Source organism: Neisseria leonii, assembly GCF_028776105.2.
GTDB classification, from domain to species: Bacteria; Pseudomonadota; Gammaproteobacteria; order Burkholderiales; family Neisseriaceae; genus Neisseria; species Neisseria leonii.
The window spans coordinates 821,345-836,681 of sequence record NZ_CP145606.1 but is presented as its reverse complement, the minus strand read 5'-3'; the positions used below and the strand labels follow the sequence as shown (position 1 = coordinate 836,681).

Annotated in this window: 13 protein-coding genes; 8 read left to right on the top strand and 5 right to left on the bottom strand. The window is 57.6% G+C overall.

Annotated elements, in window-relative coordinates; translation table 11 throughout:
- The first annotated feature begins 72 nt into the window (after positions 1 to 72).
- Entirely contained in the window at positions 73 to 1,491 is a 1,419-nt protein-coding gene (glnA, locus tag ORY85_RS04075) for a type I glutamate--ammonia ligase (protein WP_274571329.1), read from the top strand.
- A 1,139-nt stretch (positions 1,492 to 2,630) separates the two neighbouring features.
- On the opposite strand, the gene ORY85_RS04070 is transcribed toward glnA, so the two are convergent.
- Complete coding sequence (locus ORY85_RS04070) at positions 2,631 to 3,236, bottom strand: biliverdin-producing heme oxygenase (protein WP_274571233.1); 606 nt, start codon at positions 3,234 to 3,236, stop codon at positions 2,631 to 2,633.
- A gap of 369 nt (positions 3,237 to 3,605) precedes the next feature.
- Positions 3,606 to 4,277: a glutathione S-transferase family protein gene (locus ORY85_RS04065; RefSeq protein ID WP_274571330.1), complete on the bottom strand. Its 672-nt coding sequence runs from the start codon at positions 4,275 to 4,277 to the stop codon at positions 3,606 to 3,608.
- Positions 4,278 to 4,535: 258 nt separating this feature from the next.
- On the opposite strand from ORY85_RS04065, the gene ORY85_RS04060 reads away from it, so the two are divergent.
- Together ORY85_RS04060 and ORY85_RS04055 are read left to right on the top strand one after the other, a co-directional pair.
- Positions 4,536 to 5,891, top strand: coding sequence for a cytochrome ubiquinol oxidase subunit I (locus ORY85_RS04060; protein ID WP_274571234.1), 1,356 nt, complete (start codon positions 4,536 to 4,538; stop codon positions 5,889 to 5,891).
- A 1-nt stretch (position 5,892) separates the two neighbouring features.
- Complete coding sequence (locus ORY85_RS04055) at positions 5,893 to 6,888, top strand: cytochrome d ubiquinol oxidase subunit II (RefSeq protein ID WP_274571236.1); 996 nt, start codon at positions 5,893 to 5,895, stop codon at positions 6,886 to 6,888.
- A gap of 96 nt (positions 6,889 to 6,984) precedes the next feature.
- On the opposite strand, the gene ORY85_RS04050 is transcribed toward ORY85_RS04055, so the two are convergent.
- Positions 6,985 to 7,473, bottom strand: a complete 489-nt coding sequence (locus ORY85_RS04050; protein ID WP_274571237.1) for a NemA protein — start codon at positions 7,471 to 7,473, stop codon at positions 6,985 to 6,987.
- A 75-nt stretch (positions 7,474 to 7,548) separates the two neighbouring features.
- Between ORY85_RS04050 and dapF the strand changes: the two genes are divergently transcribed.
- The 4 genes from dapF (at position 7,549) to ORY85_RS04030 (ending at position 10,649) form a co-directional block, all read left to right on the top strand.
- The gene (dapF, locus tag ORY85_RS04045; protein WP_274571238.1) at positions 7,549 to 8,397 is read left to right on the top strand and encodes a diaminopimelate epimerase; all 849 of its coding nucleotides are present in this window, start codon (positions 7,549 to 7,551) and stop codon (positions 8,395 to 8,397) included.
- Complete coding sequence (locus ORY85_RS04040; protein ID WP_274571239.1) at positions 8,397 to 8,990, top strand: hypothetical protein; 594 nt, start codon at positions 8,397 to 8,399, stop codon at positions 8,988 to 8,990. Before dapF ends, ORY85_RS04040 begins: the two co-directional genes overlap by 1 nt.
- A gap of 106 nt (positions 8,991 to 9,096) precedes the next feature.
- Positions 9,097 to 10,029, top strand: a complete 933-nt coding sequence (gene cysK / locus ORY85_RS04035; RefSeq protein ID WP_274571240.1) for a cysteine synthase A — start codon at positions 9,097 to 9,099, stop codon at positions 10,027 to 10,029.
- A gap of 128 nt (positions 10,030 to 10,157) precedes the next feature.
- Positions 10,158 to 10,649: a prokaryotic membrane lipolipid attachment site family protein gene (locus ORY85_RS04030; RefSeq protein ID WP_274571331.1), complete on the top strand. Its 492-nt coding sequence runs from the start codon at positions 10,158 to 10,160 to the stop codon at positions 10,647 to 10,649.
- Positions 10,650 to 10,733: 84 nt separating this feature from the next.
- Here ORY85_RS04030 and ORY85_RS04025 read toward each other — a convergent pair whose 3' ends face one another.
- Positions 10,734 to 12,749, bottom strand: a complete 2,016-nt coding sequence (locus ORY85_RS04025) for an NADPH-dependent 2,4-dienoyl-CoA reductase (RefSeq protein WP_274571241.1) — start codon at positions 12,747 to 12,749, stop codon at positions 10,734 to 10,736.
- 151 nt (positions 12,750 to 12,900) lie between these two features.
- Positions 12,901 to 13,410, bottom strand: coding sequence for an RNA pyrophosphohydrolase (locus ORY85_RS04020; RefSeq protein ID WP_274571242.1), 510 nt, complete (start codon positions 13,408 to 13,410; stop codon positions 12,901 to 12,903).
- A gap of 298 nt (positions 13,411 to 13,708) precedes the next feature.
- Here ORY85_RS04020 and ORY85_RS04015 point away from each other — a divergent pair, with 298 nt between their 5' ends.
- Positions 13,709 to 14,872, top strand: a complete 1,164-nt coding sequence (locus tag ORY85_RS04015; protein ID WP_274571243.1) for a polyamine ABC transporter substrate-binding protein — start codon at positions 13,709 to 13,711, stop codon at positions 14,870 to 14,872.
- Positions 14,873 to 15,337 lie beyond the last annotated feature (465 nt).

Here is a 15,337-nt window from a genome sequence, read left to right as displayed (position 1 = left end):
CTGCCGCAGCTGCACGATTAGTTGTACAATCGCACTGCAAGCTGAATCCAACCCCCTTTTTAGGAGAGAATGATGTCCGTCAAAGACGTGGTCAAACTGATTGAAGAAAACGACGTGAAATACGTCGATTTGCGCTTTACCGACACCAAAGGCAAACAGAAACACGTTTCCCTGCCTGCCCGCATCGTATTGGAAGACCCGGAAGAGTGGTTTGAAAACGGTCAGGCTTTCGACGGTTCGTCGATTGACGGCTGGAAAGGCATTCAGGCCTCCGATATGCAGCTCAAACCCGATGCGGCCACGGCGTATCTCGACCCGTTTTACGACGATGCCACCGTCGTCATTACCTGCGACATTATCGATCCTGCCGACGGACGCGGCTATGACCGCGACCCGCGTTCCATCGCCAAGCGTGCCGAAGCCTATCTGAAATCTTCCGGTATCGGCGATACCGCCTATTTCGGCCCCGAACCCGAATTTTTCGTCTTCGACGGCATCGAATACGAAACCGGCTACCAAGGCACCCGCTACCAAATCCACAGCGAGGGCGCGGCTTGGAGCAGCGGCGCGGCTCTGGACGGTCAAAATACCGGCCACCGCCCGATGATTAAAGGCAACTATTTCTCCATGGCACCGATCGATTTCGGCCAAGACCTGCGTTCGGCCATGGTCAATATTCTGGAAGAAATCGGCATTCCGGTGGAAGTGCACCACGGCGAAGTGGCCACCGCCGGCCAAATGGAAATCGGCACCCAATTCAGCACACTGGTGCGCCGTGCCGACTGGACGCAGGATATGAAATATGTGATTCAGAATGTGGCGCACAATTTCGGCAAAACCGCCACCTTTATGCCCAAACCGATTATGGGCGACAACGGCAGCGGTATGCACGTGCACCAATCCATCTGGAAAGACGGGCAGAACCTGTTTGCGGGCGACGGCTATGCCGGTTTGAGCGATGAGGCGCTGTACTACATCGGCGGCATTATCAAACATGCCAAAGCCCTCAACGCCATCACCAATCCGTCCACCAACTCCTACAAACGGCTGGTGCCGCATTTTGAAGCACCGGTAAAACTGGCCTATTCGGCCAAAAACCGTTCTGCTTCCATCCGCATTCCGGCGGTGAACAGTGCCAAAGCCCGCCGCATCGAAGCACGTTTCCCCGATCCGACCGCCAACCCGTATCTGGCGTTTGCCGCCCTGCTGATGGCCGGTTTGGACGGTATCCAGAACAAAATCCACCCCGGCGATCCGGCCAGCAAAAACCTGTACGACCTGCCGCCGGAAGAAGATGCGCAAATCCCCACTGTATGCGCTTCTTTGGACGAAGCCCTCAAAGCCCTGCGCGACGACCACGAATTCCTGCTGCGCGGCGGCGTGTTCAGCAAAGACTGGGTGGACAGCTACATCGCCCTGAAAGAAGAAGACGTCCGCCGCCTGCAAATGGCACCGCACCCGCTGGAATTTGAAATGTATTACAGTCTGTAACACATAACACAACGGAACAAAGCCGGAATCTTTTGAGACTCCGGCTTTTTTATTCGCCTGATTTTTCATGCCCCTGATTTTTCATGCCCCCTGATACCGCTATCCGCAAAGATGTAGGTCGGATTCTTGAATCCGACAAGACTTCCATCAAATTTAAGCAAAGGTCTGTAACAAATGCAAAGAGCGGAAAAAATCTGCTTTTTGATTCATTGCACTCTCTGCAATACCGTTTCACAACCGTGATTCCGACTTATCCTGCTTTCTCCCCTTTATCCCATTGATTGCACAAGGCCGGGTTATTTATCTCAGCTGCTTTCAATCAAAGCAACATTTGATTTTTTCTTTGGTGCCGCAGTTGGTGGTGCAGTCGGTGCGATTCGTGCTGTGTTACGCAGTTTTACCGATCTGAAAAGCAGTACATCTTTGCTGCAACGTGAATACGATGTGCTGGGGCGCGCTATCCATGGTGGTTCGGGTACAGCGTGCAAGAGATTTACGACTTGCCGTTAGACGAGTTTGCCGACTGGCTGGATGAAGTCAATCGGCAGATCAAACAAAAGTATCAGAAATTTTAAATGGAGAAATATCAGAAGGTTAGAGATTATTTGCCAAACCAAATTTTATGACTTACATATAAGCCGTAAATCACGCCACAAACCGCACCAATCGCGCTACAAATCAAGCAGAGCACGAAAAATAGCCAAATGAGCCACAACATTTTTCGCTCTCTTTTTAATATCAATGATTTCACAGAGTAAACCATGTCGGCAGAATTATCAATAACCGTCAAAAGTGGTTTGGCGGTGTCGGATACGAGTATCCGACCTACAAATGTGAATAATTTGACCAGTGCGGGCCAAGTAGAAAGGGCCGTCTGAAAACAGCCTGACGCAGGTCGGATTCTTGAATCCGACAGCAGTTTCCATCAACGCCATATTGGTTTTTCTATGATTTTGGCGGTGTCGGATATGGATATCCGACTACACATTACCCGATATGACGCGGCAGATTCGGGCAGAATCGAAATACTCTGCCGGGTTGTGGCCGTGTATCGGATTTGGGAATACGGCCGATAGAGCAAAAAACGGCAGGCCGGTGGCTGCCGTTTTTTGTGTAGTGCGCGTGTGAACAGGCAGATTTCAGGCAGGTGTTAGGCCGTCTGAATGTTCTGCATGGGAAGTGAAAATCTGCCGCAGCGCGCTTTTGTAGAACGCAAAGGCTTCCAGCGCGCCCTCTACGGCTTCGTTTTGGGCGGCCGTATCCAGATTCAGGCGGTTGAGCTGTTCGCGGAAGGCGCGCCAGTGTTTGGCACGGCCGTCGGGGTGGGCATCAAGGTGGCGCGCGCCGAAGTTCTCGTCGTAGCCGAGTTTTTCTTTGGCATCTTTGAACAGGAAAGCAGCACCGATATTGGAGCCTTCGGCACAGTACAGCCAGCCGACGGCGCGGTTGCCTGTGGGGACGGGCAGGGTACCGTCAAAGCGGTATTCTGGTTGGTTCAGGTCGGCCAAATCGGCGGTTACGGCAGCGTAGCGCGCCATTTGTGCAAGACCGGGAATGGCGCGGTTGAGTGCCGGATCACGGTAGATGTCATCGACGATTTTATGGAAGACGGATTGCAGGTTGAGAAATCCGATGTAGTTTTCTTTGCTGTCGAACGGCTTGACCGACATCACGAGCTGATCCACGCTGTCGTGGGTGGCGCGGGTTTCCGTTTTCAGGCGTTCGGCGAATGTGGGGGTTGTCATGTTTTCTCCTTGTTTGCGTTTTCAGACGGCCTTGATGGTCGTCTGAATGATATGGTGAGCCGGTTGCAGTTTATATTCCGGCTGATACGGCATAGTTGCGGCACTGGGCATAGAAGCGTGCCGGGTTTTACCCTGTTTGTCGGCAGCAGGCACGGATGTCGCGCAGTGCGATCCATGTGCGGACGGATTTTATGATTTCTCCTGTTGTTTTGCAGATGATGATACGGGATATTATAGCAAATAAAAATTATTATTGTTAATTGAGTACGGAGTCGGGTAAGGCTTGGTGGGCAGGTTCTGCGGGCGGTGTAAACAAACAGGCCGTTCCGTATGCGGGCGGAACGGCCTGTTGCGGTTTTCAGACGGCCTTTAAGCCTGTTGCGGCAGCGGCGTACCGGCTTTGGCGACGGCGCGGCGGTAGGCGGGGTGGGCTTCGATTTGTGCCAGATAGCGGCGGATATGGGGGTAGGGGGTCAGGTCGGTGCGTTGGGCGGCAGCTTGGAGCGGGAAGCTCATCATGACATCGGCTCCGCCGGGCTCGTCGCCGAAGAGCCAGTTTTTACCGGCCAGTTCGTTTTCGATGTGGCCCAGATGCAGGGCAAGCTGCGGGGCGAGGAATTGGCTGCGCACTTTGCCGGTGATTTTTTTGGCGACGGGTTTGGCGAAAAACGGCATCGGGGTGTCGTCGATGCGGCGGAAAACGAGCGACATCAGCATCAGCGGCATCAGAGAGCCTTCGGCGTAATGCAGCCAGCGTTGGTACGGCCAATAGTTTTCGCTTTGGCGCGGGGGCATCAGATTGCCGTTGCCGTAGGTTTGGATCAGGTAATCGACAATCGCGCCGCTTTCGGCCAGTACGGTGCCGCCGTCTTCCAGAACGGGCGATTTGCCCAGCGGGTGTACGGTTTTCAGCGCGTCGGGTGCGAGCATGGTCTTTTCGTTGCGCGGATAAAATTGCAGGCGGTATTCGGTTTCCAGCATTTCCAAGAGCCAGACGATGCGCTGCGCGCGCGAGTATTTGAGCAGGTGGAGGGTGATCATGGTGCGTGTTTTCCGTTCGGGTAAATGGGCGATTGTAGCGGCGGGGCGGCGGGGTGTACAGCAGCGGGCAGGCGTTTTCAGACGGCCTTGGCGGGTGGTTATGCCGTCTGAATGGCGGAAAGTTAGATTGTGTAAGCGGCAGGTATGTGTCCGGGCGGCTCTGATAAAATGCGCGCTGCCTGTGAGGCCGTCTGAACCGTAAGCGGATTCATTCGGGTGCGGCCTGCGGGCGGAGTGCATGATTGAGAAGGATCCGTGATGGACGCGCTTATCCTCAGCCGCATACAGTTTGCGGTGAACATCAGTTTTCATATTCTGTTTCCCACCATCAATATCGCGTTGGCGTGGCTGGTGGTGTATTTTCGCAGCCGTGCCAACCGCGGCGGTGCTGATGCGCCGGTGTGGGAGCAGGCCTATTATTTCTGGACCAAGGTGTTTGCCGTGAGCTTCGCGATGGGCGTGGTGTCGGGCGTGGTAATGAGTATGCAGTTCGGCACCAACTGGCCGGGTTTTATGGAGCGGGCGGGCAATGTGGCCGGGCCGCTGCTGGGCTATGAGGTGCTGACGGCGTTTTTTCTGGAAGCGGGCTTTTTGGGCATTATGCTGTTCGGCCGCGAGCGGGTCAGCCGCAGGGTGCATATGGCCGCTTCGGTGATTGTGGCGGCGGGTACGCTGCTGTCGGCATTCTGGATTTTGTCGCTCAATTCGTGGATGCAGACACCGCAGGGCTACCGGGTGGACAGTGAAGGGGTGATCCACGCGGCAAACTGGTTGCAGGTGGTGTTCAATCCGTCTTTCCCCTACCGTCTGGCGCACATGCTGCTGGCCTCCACGCTGACGGCTTCCTTCCTGCTGGTCGGACTGTCGGCGTGGCAGGTGCTGAAAAATACCGCCAACCGGGCCACGGCCAAGGTGATGAAAACGGGGTTGGGCATTGCGGCCGTGGCGGTGGTGCTGCAGATGATTGCGGGCGACCTGCACGGCTTGAACAGTCTGAAATACCAGCCTGCGAAAATTGCGGCGGTGGAGGCGGTGTGGGAAACGGAAAAGCCGGTGCCGCTGACCTTGATCGGCTGGCCGGACGAGCAAGCGGGGCGTACCGATTATGCGGTCAAAATTCCGTATCTGGGTTCGCTGATTCTGACGCACAGTCTGGACGGAGAAATCCGCGGCCTGAACGAATTTGAAGACCGCCCGCCCGTGGCACCGGTGTTTTTCGCTTTCCGCATCATGGTGGGTATCGGTCTGCTGATGCTGGTGACAAGCTGGCTGGGCTGGTTCAAACTGCGGCGGGCAAACTGGCAGCCGCAGGCCTTGCCGCGCTGGCTGTTGCGCGGATTGGCACTGATGACGTTTTCCGGCTGGGGTGCGACGCTGGCGGGTTGGTATGTGACCGAAATCGGCCGCCAGCCGTTTCTGGTACAGGGACTGCTGCGCACACGCGATGCCGTTACCCGTATGGTGCCGTCTGAAAACATCGGCCTGACGCTGGTGATGTATCTGGTGCTGTATGCGCTGCTGCTGTTTTCGTATGTGATGGTACTCAAATACATGGCGGAGCACCCGGCCAATGACAGCCCGGCTTCCGAAGTCATGCCGGACAGGGAGGTGTAAAATGGATTGGGCTTATTGGCTGCCTTTGGTGTTTCTGGCACTGCTGGGTCTGTCGATGACGGTTTATGTCGTACTCGACGGCTTCGATTTGGGCGTGGGCATGCTGCTGCCGCGCGCCGAGGCGGTTGAACAGAATATTATGGTCGGCTCGATCGGGCCGTTTTGGGATGCGAACGAGACTTGGCTGGTGCTGGGTGCGGGCGTGCTGTTTATCGCATTTCCTGCCGCCAACACGCTGGTACTGGGGCATCTGTATCTGCCCGCCACCTTTATGCTGTTTGCGCTGATGGTGCGCGGGGCGGCATTCGATTTCCGTGTGAAGGCCGACGACAACCACAAACAGCTCTGGAACATCGCCTTTATGCTCGGTTCGGCCGGTATGGCACTGACACAGGGCTGGATGCTCGGCCGCTTTATTACCGCATTCGGCACCGCGCCGTCCGATTATCTGTTTGCTTTGGGCATCATGGCGACCGTGCCGGCGGTATACGTGCTGCTGGCGGCCTGCTGGCTGCTGCCGAAAACCGAAGGCGCGTTGCAGCAGAAAGTGCGCCGCTGGGGCAATCAGGCATGGTGGCCGGTGGTGGTGTGTCTGGTGTTGATTTCGCTGGCCACGCCTTATGTGAGCGGCCGGGTTTTCGAACGCTGGTTTACCGCGCCGGGGGTGTTTGTGCTGGCACCGGTGCCGCTTGCCGCCGCCGCCGCGCTGATCCGGGCCAAACAGCTGCTCGGCCGCGCATCGGTGTGCCGCGAGGGCAGTTGGCAGCCGTTCGGCTGGGTGGTGCTGAGCCTGGTTTTGTGTGCGCTGGGGTTGGGTATCAGCCTGTATCCGTATGCCGTGATCGGCCAATTGACGGTTTGGGAAGCCGCCGCCTCTGTGCCGACTCTGGCCGTTACCCTGATCGGCGTTTCCGTTACCGTGCCGTTCATCATCGCGTACAGCATTTTTGCCTACTGGGCATTCCGCGGCAAAGCGGGGGAGCTGCATTACGGTTGAACAATACGGCCGGGGCGGTTGGCTCCGGCCGTATTTTTTCGGCAAAGGCCGTCTGAAAACCGTCAAACGGCCTTTCAGACGGCCTTTTTGTGTCGTTCAGTAGCGGGCATTGATCAGACGGTTGTTTTGGTAAACCTGCTGCTGCATCAGGCTGCCGTTGTAGGCATAGACGGTGCGGGTACCGTCGGCGGGGTGGGCATCGAAATCGAACAGGGCGTTGCGCGGGATGATCATCGGGTCGGTACGCTTGCGGCTGTTGTCGCTGTAAAAATCCTGAACCAGATAGTCGCTGCTGCTGCGTTTGCTGATTAACTGGCGGTGGAAGCCGCCGGGCATTTGCTTGTCGGTTTTGCGGCCCTGAGCGTCGAAATAGGCGACAATCTGCTCTTCGATGACGTTCAGGCCGCCGCTTTTGTCCGTTTGCCCCTGATCGAGACGGACGGGAATGCTGACGGAAGTGCCGAGGCCGATATGGCGGCCGATGCTGCTGCCGATACCCAGATTGACGGACATGCCGGGCGCGCCTGCGGTGCAGGCACCGAGCAGAACCGTGGAAACCAGAGCGGCGGAAAGGGCGGTTTTCATGAGTGTGTTTCCTTAAAAGCAAGATGATTTGGTCTATAATGCGTTTTTTGGTGGCGGATTATATAGGGATAGACTGTGAAACGCTTGAAATTTACCAAAATGCACGGTTTGGGCAATGATTTTATGGTGGTGGATGCGGTCAATCAGCCGTTTGATGCCGAAAGTGCGCCGATCCGGCAGTGGGCAGACCGTCATACGGGAGTGGGTTTCGACCAGCTTTTGGTGGTGGAGCGGGCGGTTTCGGAGGGAGTGGATTTCCGCTACCGCATTTTTAACGCCGACGGCGGCGAAGTGGAGCAGTGCGGCAACGGTGCGCGCTGTTTTGCCCGTTTTGTCAGCGATAAAGGGTTGACGGACAAGCGCGAAATTGTCGTCGAAACCGCGCGCGGCGTGATTGTGCCGAAACTTCAAGCCGACGGCCGGGTGCAGGTGGATATGGGTGTGCCGCGCCTGAGGCCGTCTGAAATTCCGTTTGTGCCGCCTGCGGACGGCGATGAAGCGGCGGTCAGCCATATGGTGGCGGCCGGTACGGACGGTGTGCGGTTGAGTTGTGTGAATATGGGCAATCCGCACGCCGTTCTGCTGGTGGACGATACGGATACCGCGCCGGTACAGGCTTTGGGAGCGGAGTTGGAAAGCCACAGCCGCTTTCCGCAGCGGGTGAATGTGGGGTTTATGCAGGTGGTGGATCCGCACCATATACGCCTGCGCGTCTTCGAGCGCGGCGTGGGCGAAACGCAGGCCTGCGGTACGGGCGCGTGTGCGGCTGTGGTGGCCGGTGTGCGTTTGGGGCTGCTGGCAGCGGGCGGTGCGGTGCGTGTGTCGCTGCCGGGCGGAGAATTGTCGGTCAGTTGGCAGCCGGGCGGCAGCGTGTGGATGACGGGGCCGGCAGAAACCGTATTTGACGGTGAACTGGTTTACTGATGGTGTGGAACGATCCGGCTTTGTGGGCGGTGGCCGCGCAGATCAGCCTGTTCGCTTTGGCCGCATGGCACGGCCGCCAACGGCGGTGGTTGGGCGGTGCGCTGCTGCTGTGGCTGCTGGCGGATATGCTTGCCGGCCGGCTGGTGCCGTCTGCACCGTCTTTACGCCGTCTGATTTTGCTGTATGCGCCGCAGTTTTATATTGCGGCTGCTTCCGTCTGCCTGCTGCCGCAGCTGAGGCGGGTGGAAAACGGCATGTGGCGCATCGGGCACGGCAGCGGTCTGCTGACGCTGTATGCGGTCAGCGGCTGGGTTTCGACATCGGCCGCGCTGCTGCTGGCGGCTTTGGTGTGGTGGCAGTATCCGAACGGCATCACACCGTATGCGGCGGCCGGGCTGATGCAGCTTTATTTTTTCCAGCCGCTGCACTGGCTGGCGATGCAGTCGGTTTTGATGCTGCTGTTTTACGTTCACGCCCGCTGGGACGGGCAGGAGGCGCAAGATTTTGACGGCGCGCGGCTGCATTTCGGACTGATGGCGGCACTGGCGATGCAGACGGCCTGTGTGCTGGCGGCTTTCGGCGTGCGGCCGTAAAAATATAACCGGCGGTTATATCGGCGGGCGAATAAATTATTTGTTTTTCAGACGGCCTTTACTTAGTATCGGCACATTACCATCCCAAACTGACGAAGGATAGAGCATGAAAATCGCCAACAGCATTACCGACCTGATCGGCAATACGCCCTTAGTGGCATTGAACCGTTTGAGCGAAGGCCTGCCCGCCCGCGTGGTGGCCAAGCTGGAATTTTTCAACCCCGGCAGCAGCGTGAAAGACCGGATTGCCGAGTCCATGATTGATGCGGCGGAAAAAGAAGGCAAAATCCGTGAAAATACCGTCATCGTCGAGGCGACCAGCGGCAATACCGGTATCGGTCTGGCGATGGTCTGCGCCGCGCGCGGTTACAAGCTGGCGATTACCATGCCCGAGAGCATGAGTAAAGAACGCCGTATGCTGTTGCGCGCTTTCGGTGCCGAACTGATTCTGACCCCCGCCGCAGACGGCATGGGCGGTGCGATTGCCAAAGCCAAAGAGCTGGTGGACAACAATCCCGATGTGTACTTTATGCCGCGCCAGTTCGATAACGAAGCCAATCCGGCCGTGCACCGTGCTACCACTGCCGAAGAAATCTGGCGCGATACAGACGGCCAAGTCGATATTTTCGTCGGCGGCGTGGGTACCGGCGGCACCATTACCGGCGTGGGCGAAGTGCTGAAAAGCAGAAAACCGGAAGTCAAAATCGTTGCCGTCGAGCCGGAAGCCTCGCCCGTATTGAGCGGCGGCCAGAAAGGTCCGCATCCGATTCAGGGTATCGGCGCGGGTTTTGTCCCCAGCATTCTGAATACCGGTGTTTATGACGAAATCGTTCAGGCACCGAACGAAGCCAGTTTCGCCACCGCCCGCGCGATGGCGGAAAAAGAAGGCATTTTGGTAGGCATTTCTTCGGGTGCGGCCGTTTGGAGCGCGCTGCAACTGGCCGCCAAAGAGGAAAACCGAGGCAAGCTGATTGTGGTGCTGATCCCGTCTTACGGCGAGCGTTACCTGTCTACACCGCTGTTTGCCGATTTGGTATAAAACCCGTTCGGACGCGAAAAGCCGTCTTTTGTCTGCATTGTGCAACAGAAGGCGGCTTTTGTTGCCACGCTGTCGGAACAAAACGGTATAATTCTGCTGTTTTAGAAGAAAGAAAAATCAAGATGACGATGAAAAAACATTTTGCCGCCGCTGCCATGCTGTTCGCGCTGGCCGGTTGCAGTAGCATTTATGTACCGACTTTGCAGGAAGTGCCGGTTAAGGCCCGCAGCAATCCCGATATTGACACCTCTGCCGCGCCGTTCCGTCTGGCACCAAGCCACTGGTCGGATGTGGCCAAGCTGAATGCGGAAATGCAGCGTTTGTCCGGTCAGGTCGCCAAAGAGGAAATGACCCGTGTACAGGCCGCGCAGTACATCAACCGTTTCCGCCTGAATCTGGTAGGCCGCAATGCGGTCGATGACGATGTGTACAATGTGTATTTGCGTGCCGCTGTGGACAGTCAGCGGGGTGCCATCAGCAGAGAAGAATCCAAGCGTCTGGTGGAGCGTGCAGTACGCGGTTGGCAGCAGCGGTGGCCGAATATGACCAGCAAGCCGTCCAATCCGGCATTTACCAACGCGATGATAGAAATTCTCGGTTTGGACAAACCGCTGCAATAAGATTACGGGCAGCGGGAACTGCCTTGATATAGAACAGGCCGTCTGAAAACAGGAAATGCGGTTTTCAGACGGCCTTTTTGATGGTCAGATGCGTAAAGCCAGTTCGGTACCGGCACGGATGGCACGTTTGGCATCGAGTTCGGCGGCTTTTTCCGCGCCGCCGATCAGATGGGCGGTACGGCCGATTGCGGCCAGCGCGGCAGCCAATTCCTGTTGCGGCTCTTGTCCGGCACAGATAACGATGTGGTCGGCAGGCAGAACGGAAACTTCGCCGTCACGGCGGATATGCAGTCCTCCGTCGTCGATTTTCAGATATTCGACACCGCCCCACAGTGTAACACCCATGCCGGCCAGGCTCAAACGGTGGATCCACCCCGTAGTTTTACCCAACTGCCTGCCCGGCGTGCCGGTTTTGCGTTGCAGCAGCCAGATGCGGCGGGCGGCGGCGGGCAGGGCGGCTCTGTCGGATTTCAGTGCGCCGCGCGCCTGCATGGTGGGATCGATTTGCCACTGACGGAGGAACAGCGGTGTGTCCAGCGCGCTGTCCGTGCCGCTGTGTGCCAGAAACTCGGCGGTATCGAAACCGATGCCGCCCGCGCCGATGATGGCGACATTGCCGCCGACGGGGCGGCGGTCGCGCAAAACGTCCAGATAGCTGAGGACTTTCGGGTGGCCGATGCCTTCGATTTGCGGCAGGCGCGGGCGTATGCCGGTTGCCAGCACGATTTCGTCGAATGCGGCCAGATCGGCGGCTTCTGCACGGCGGCCGAGTTGCAGTGTGATGCCGGGGTGGTGGAGACGGTGGCGGAAATAGCGCAGGGTTTCGTGAAATTCGGGTTTGCCGGGAATGGTTTTGGCAATATTGAGCTGGCCGCCGATTTCATCGGATTGGTCGAACAGGGTAATGCGGTGGCCGCGGCGGGCGGCCGTATCGGCAAAAGCCAGGCCGGCAGGTCCCGCCCCGACAACGGCAATGTGCTTCGGCAGGGCGGCGGGTGTGATGTGCATACGGGTTTCATAACCGGCAAACGGATTGACCAGGCAGGTGGCGGCTTTGCCTTCAAACAGGTGGTCGAGGCAGGCCTGGTTGCAGGCGATGCAGGTATTGACGGCGTCGTCCTGCTGCTGCACAGCTTTGTTCGGCCACTCGGGATCGGCCAGCAGCGGGCGCGCCAGACACACCGCATCGGCCATACCGCTTTGCAGAATGTCTTCCGCCACTTCGGGCATATTGATACGGTTGGCCGCAATCACGGGAATATCGACGGCCTGTTTGAGTTTGGCGGTAAAACCGGCGAATGCTGCGCGCGGCACCATGGTGGCGATGGTCGGAATACGCGCTTCGTGCCAGCCGATGCCGGTGTTGAACATATCCACGCCCGCCTGTTGCAGTTTGTGTGCCAGTATCAGGTTTTCGTCCCAAGTCGAACCGTTTTCCACCAGATCAAGCAGCGAGAGGCGGAAAATCATTAAAAAACCGTCGCCGCAGGCAGTGCGGATACCGGTGCAGATTTCTTCGGCAAAACGGTGGCGGTTGTCGAGGCTGCCGCCGTATGCGTCGTCGCGCAGATTGGTGGCCGGGGCGAGGAACTGGTTGATTAAATAGCCTTCGCTGCCCATGATTTCCACGCCGTCGTAACCGGCTTCCTTGGCGAGCAGGGCGCAGCGGATATAGTCCTGTACGGTTTGGCGTACTTCTTCTGTGGTCAGGGCGCGCGGTTTGGCCGGATTGATCGGTGTGGGGACGGCGCTGGGGGCGACGGGATTGCGGCTCATGGCATAGCGGCCGGTATGCAGGATTTGCAGGCAGATTTTCGCACCGTGGCGGTGTGCCGCTGCGGTCAGCGGGCGGTGCCACGCCACTTCGTCTGCGTCTGTCAGCCTGGCACCGTCCTCCATGACCGCACCGTCGCGATTGGGGGCGATGCCGCCGGTGATAATCAGTGCCGCACCGCCTTTGGCACGCTCGGCGTAAAAGGCGGCCAAGGGCAGGCTGCCCTCGGGGTGTTCCTCAAAGCCGGTATGCATCGAACCCATAATAATGCGGTTGCGCAGGGTATGGCGGGGCAGCACCAGCGGGGCGGCGAGCAGGCGGGTCATGGCGGTTCCTTGATTGATTGTTTTCGGTATGGCGGCCTATGTTAATGGAAAGGGCGGCAGCCTGCCGTGTTTTTTTAGAGCCGCAGCCCAAATGGAAGGCCGTCTGAAAACCGGACGGATCCGTTTTCAGACGGCCTCGACCGGTGCGGACTCAGCTGCGGCGGCCGAGAAAGTCTTCATAGCTTTCCAGACCGCGCAGGTAACGCGACAACTCTTGCAGCGCACCTTCGTAAACACCGCGTTTGAAATCGATGACTTCGTCAATCGGTGCCCAATATTCGTGCCACCGCCAGCCGTCGAATTCGGGGTGGCTGGTGGCGCGCAGGTGGACATCGCTTTCGCGGCCGACGAGTTTGAGCAGATACCAAATCTGTTTTTGTCCCCGGTAGGAACCGCGCCATTCGCGGCGCACCCAGTGGCTCGGCACGTCGTAGCGCAGCCAGTCGCGTGTGCGGCCGATGATTCTGACATGGTGCGGCAGCAGGCCGACTTCTTCCAACAGTTCGCGGTACATGGCCGTTTCGGGGCTTTCGCCGGGCTTGATTCCGCCCTGCGGAAACTGCCAGGAATGCTCGCGCACACGCTTGCCCCAGAAAACCTGGTTTTTATCATTGATTAAAATAATGCCGACATTGGGGCGGTAACCTTCTCTGTCTAACATCAATGCCCCTCGAAATGAAATGAAAGAATGCGCGGATTTTCCCATATTCAAGGCCGTCTGAAAAGCTGCGGCGGGCGGCGGGGCGGGCGGTTGCGGTGCGGGAAGGCGGAAAAAAATTCCGGTTCGGCGGACAAAGGCTTGCATCGGCAGGCAATATGCCGTTTAATGCGGGGCAAGTCCGTTAAGAGAGAGAATATCATTTCAGGATCGCGCGGGGCACCGGCCGTTTTCGGGCAGAAGGCCGTCTGAAAACAGCCGGGAATGTTTTTTCGTTTACAGACAATGCAAGGACACACCAATGAAAAAAACACTGTTGGTTTCTGCGCTGTCAAGCCTGCTTCTGGCGGCCTGCGGCGGTTCCAATCATGCCCAAACCGAAAACAAACCTTCGGAAAACCCGGCTTCCGTCCCTGTTGCGGGTGCGGAAAAAAGCTCCGACAAGTTGAATATCTACAACTGGTCGGACTATGTCGATCCCGAAACCGTCAGCGCATTTGAGGCCGAAAACGGCGTGAAAGTGCGTTACGACTATTACGACAGCAATGAAACGCTGGAAGCGAAAATGCTCACCGGCCAGTCCGGCTATGATCTGGTGGCACCGTCCATCGCCAACGTCGGCCGCCAGATTCAGGCCGGTGCATATCAGGAAATCGACAAAAGCCGTATTCCGAACTACAACAACATTGATCCCGAGCTGCTGAAACAGATGGCGCAGGTCGATCCGGGCAACAAATACGCCGTACCGTATTTCTGGGGCATCAACACGCTGGCGATCAATACCGAAAAAGTGGCACAGGCTTTGGGCGGCGGTGCGCTGCCTGAAAACGAATGGGATTTGGTGTTTAATCCGGCCTATACCGCAAAACTGAAAAGCTGCGGCATCAGCGTTTTCGACAGCCCCACCGAACAATATCCGCTGGTGCTGCAATATTTGGGCAAAAACCCCAACAGCGAGTCGCCCGACGATTTGAACGCTGCCAATGATCTGATGAAAACCGTGCGCGGCGACATCAAGCGGTTCAGCTCTTCCGGCTACATCGACGATATGGCGCGCGGCGATTTGTGCGTGGCCGTGGGCTACGGCGGCGATCTGAACATTGCCAAAAACCGTGCCGCAGAAGCGGGCAACGGCGTGAAGCTGCAAGTGCTGACCCCGAAAACCGGTGTCGGCGTCTGGATCGATTCGTTTATGATTCCGAAAGATGCGGCCAATGTGGCCAATGCGCACAAATACATCAACTACACGCTGGATCCCAAAGTGGCGGCCAAAAACGGCAATTTCGTTACCTATGCCCCCGCCAGCAAGCCCGCGCGCGCGATGATGGAAGAAGTGTATGCCAACGATGCTTCCATCTTCCCGAGCAGCGAAGTGATGGCCAACAGCTTTGTGGTTCTGCCCAAATCGCCGGAAGGCATCAAGCTGCAAACCCGGCTGTGGCAGCAGTTGAAAGCGGGACAATAAAACTGTTCCCGAAGCCCGCAATAACTAAGGCCGTCTGAAATCCGGTTACAGCCGTTTTCAGACGGCCTTTTGCCGGTTTGCCGTTACTGCCGGCTGTGCAGCAGATGCGGAACGCACTCAGGCGCACGGCGCGGTCGGCCGGATTGCGTTCGGTGTGGCGTTCCGGGCGCGCTGCCGGCATGCGGTGCGGCCAATCTGCTGTTTTTTTGTCATGATCCATATTCCGTTTGGCTGAGCAACCGTGCTTCACCATCCTGCCCCGCCCGGGCAGGATGGTCTGTTTCCGCCCAATCTTTGTACTGCCGTTTCCCATTTTTTTGCCCGGATGCGGCAGATTGCAACGGCAGGCTGCCGGCCTGCGGTGGGGCGGTGTTTGGGGAAATGCGGTTTGGTGATGCCCGCAGGGGAGCAGTTTGCTGTGGCTGTCAGGCGGCCGGATTCGGATGGGGAGCAGGAGACGGTTTG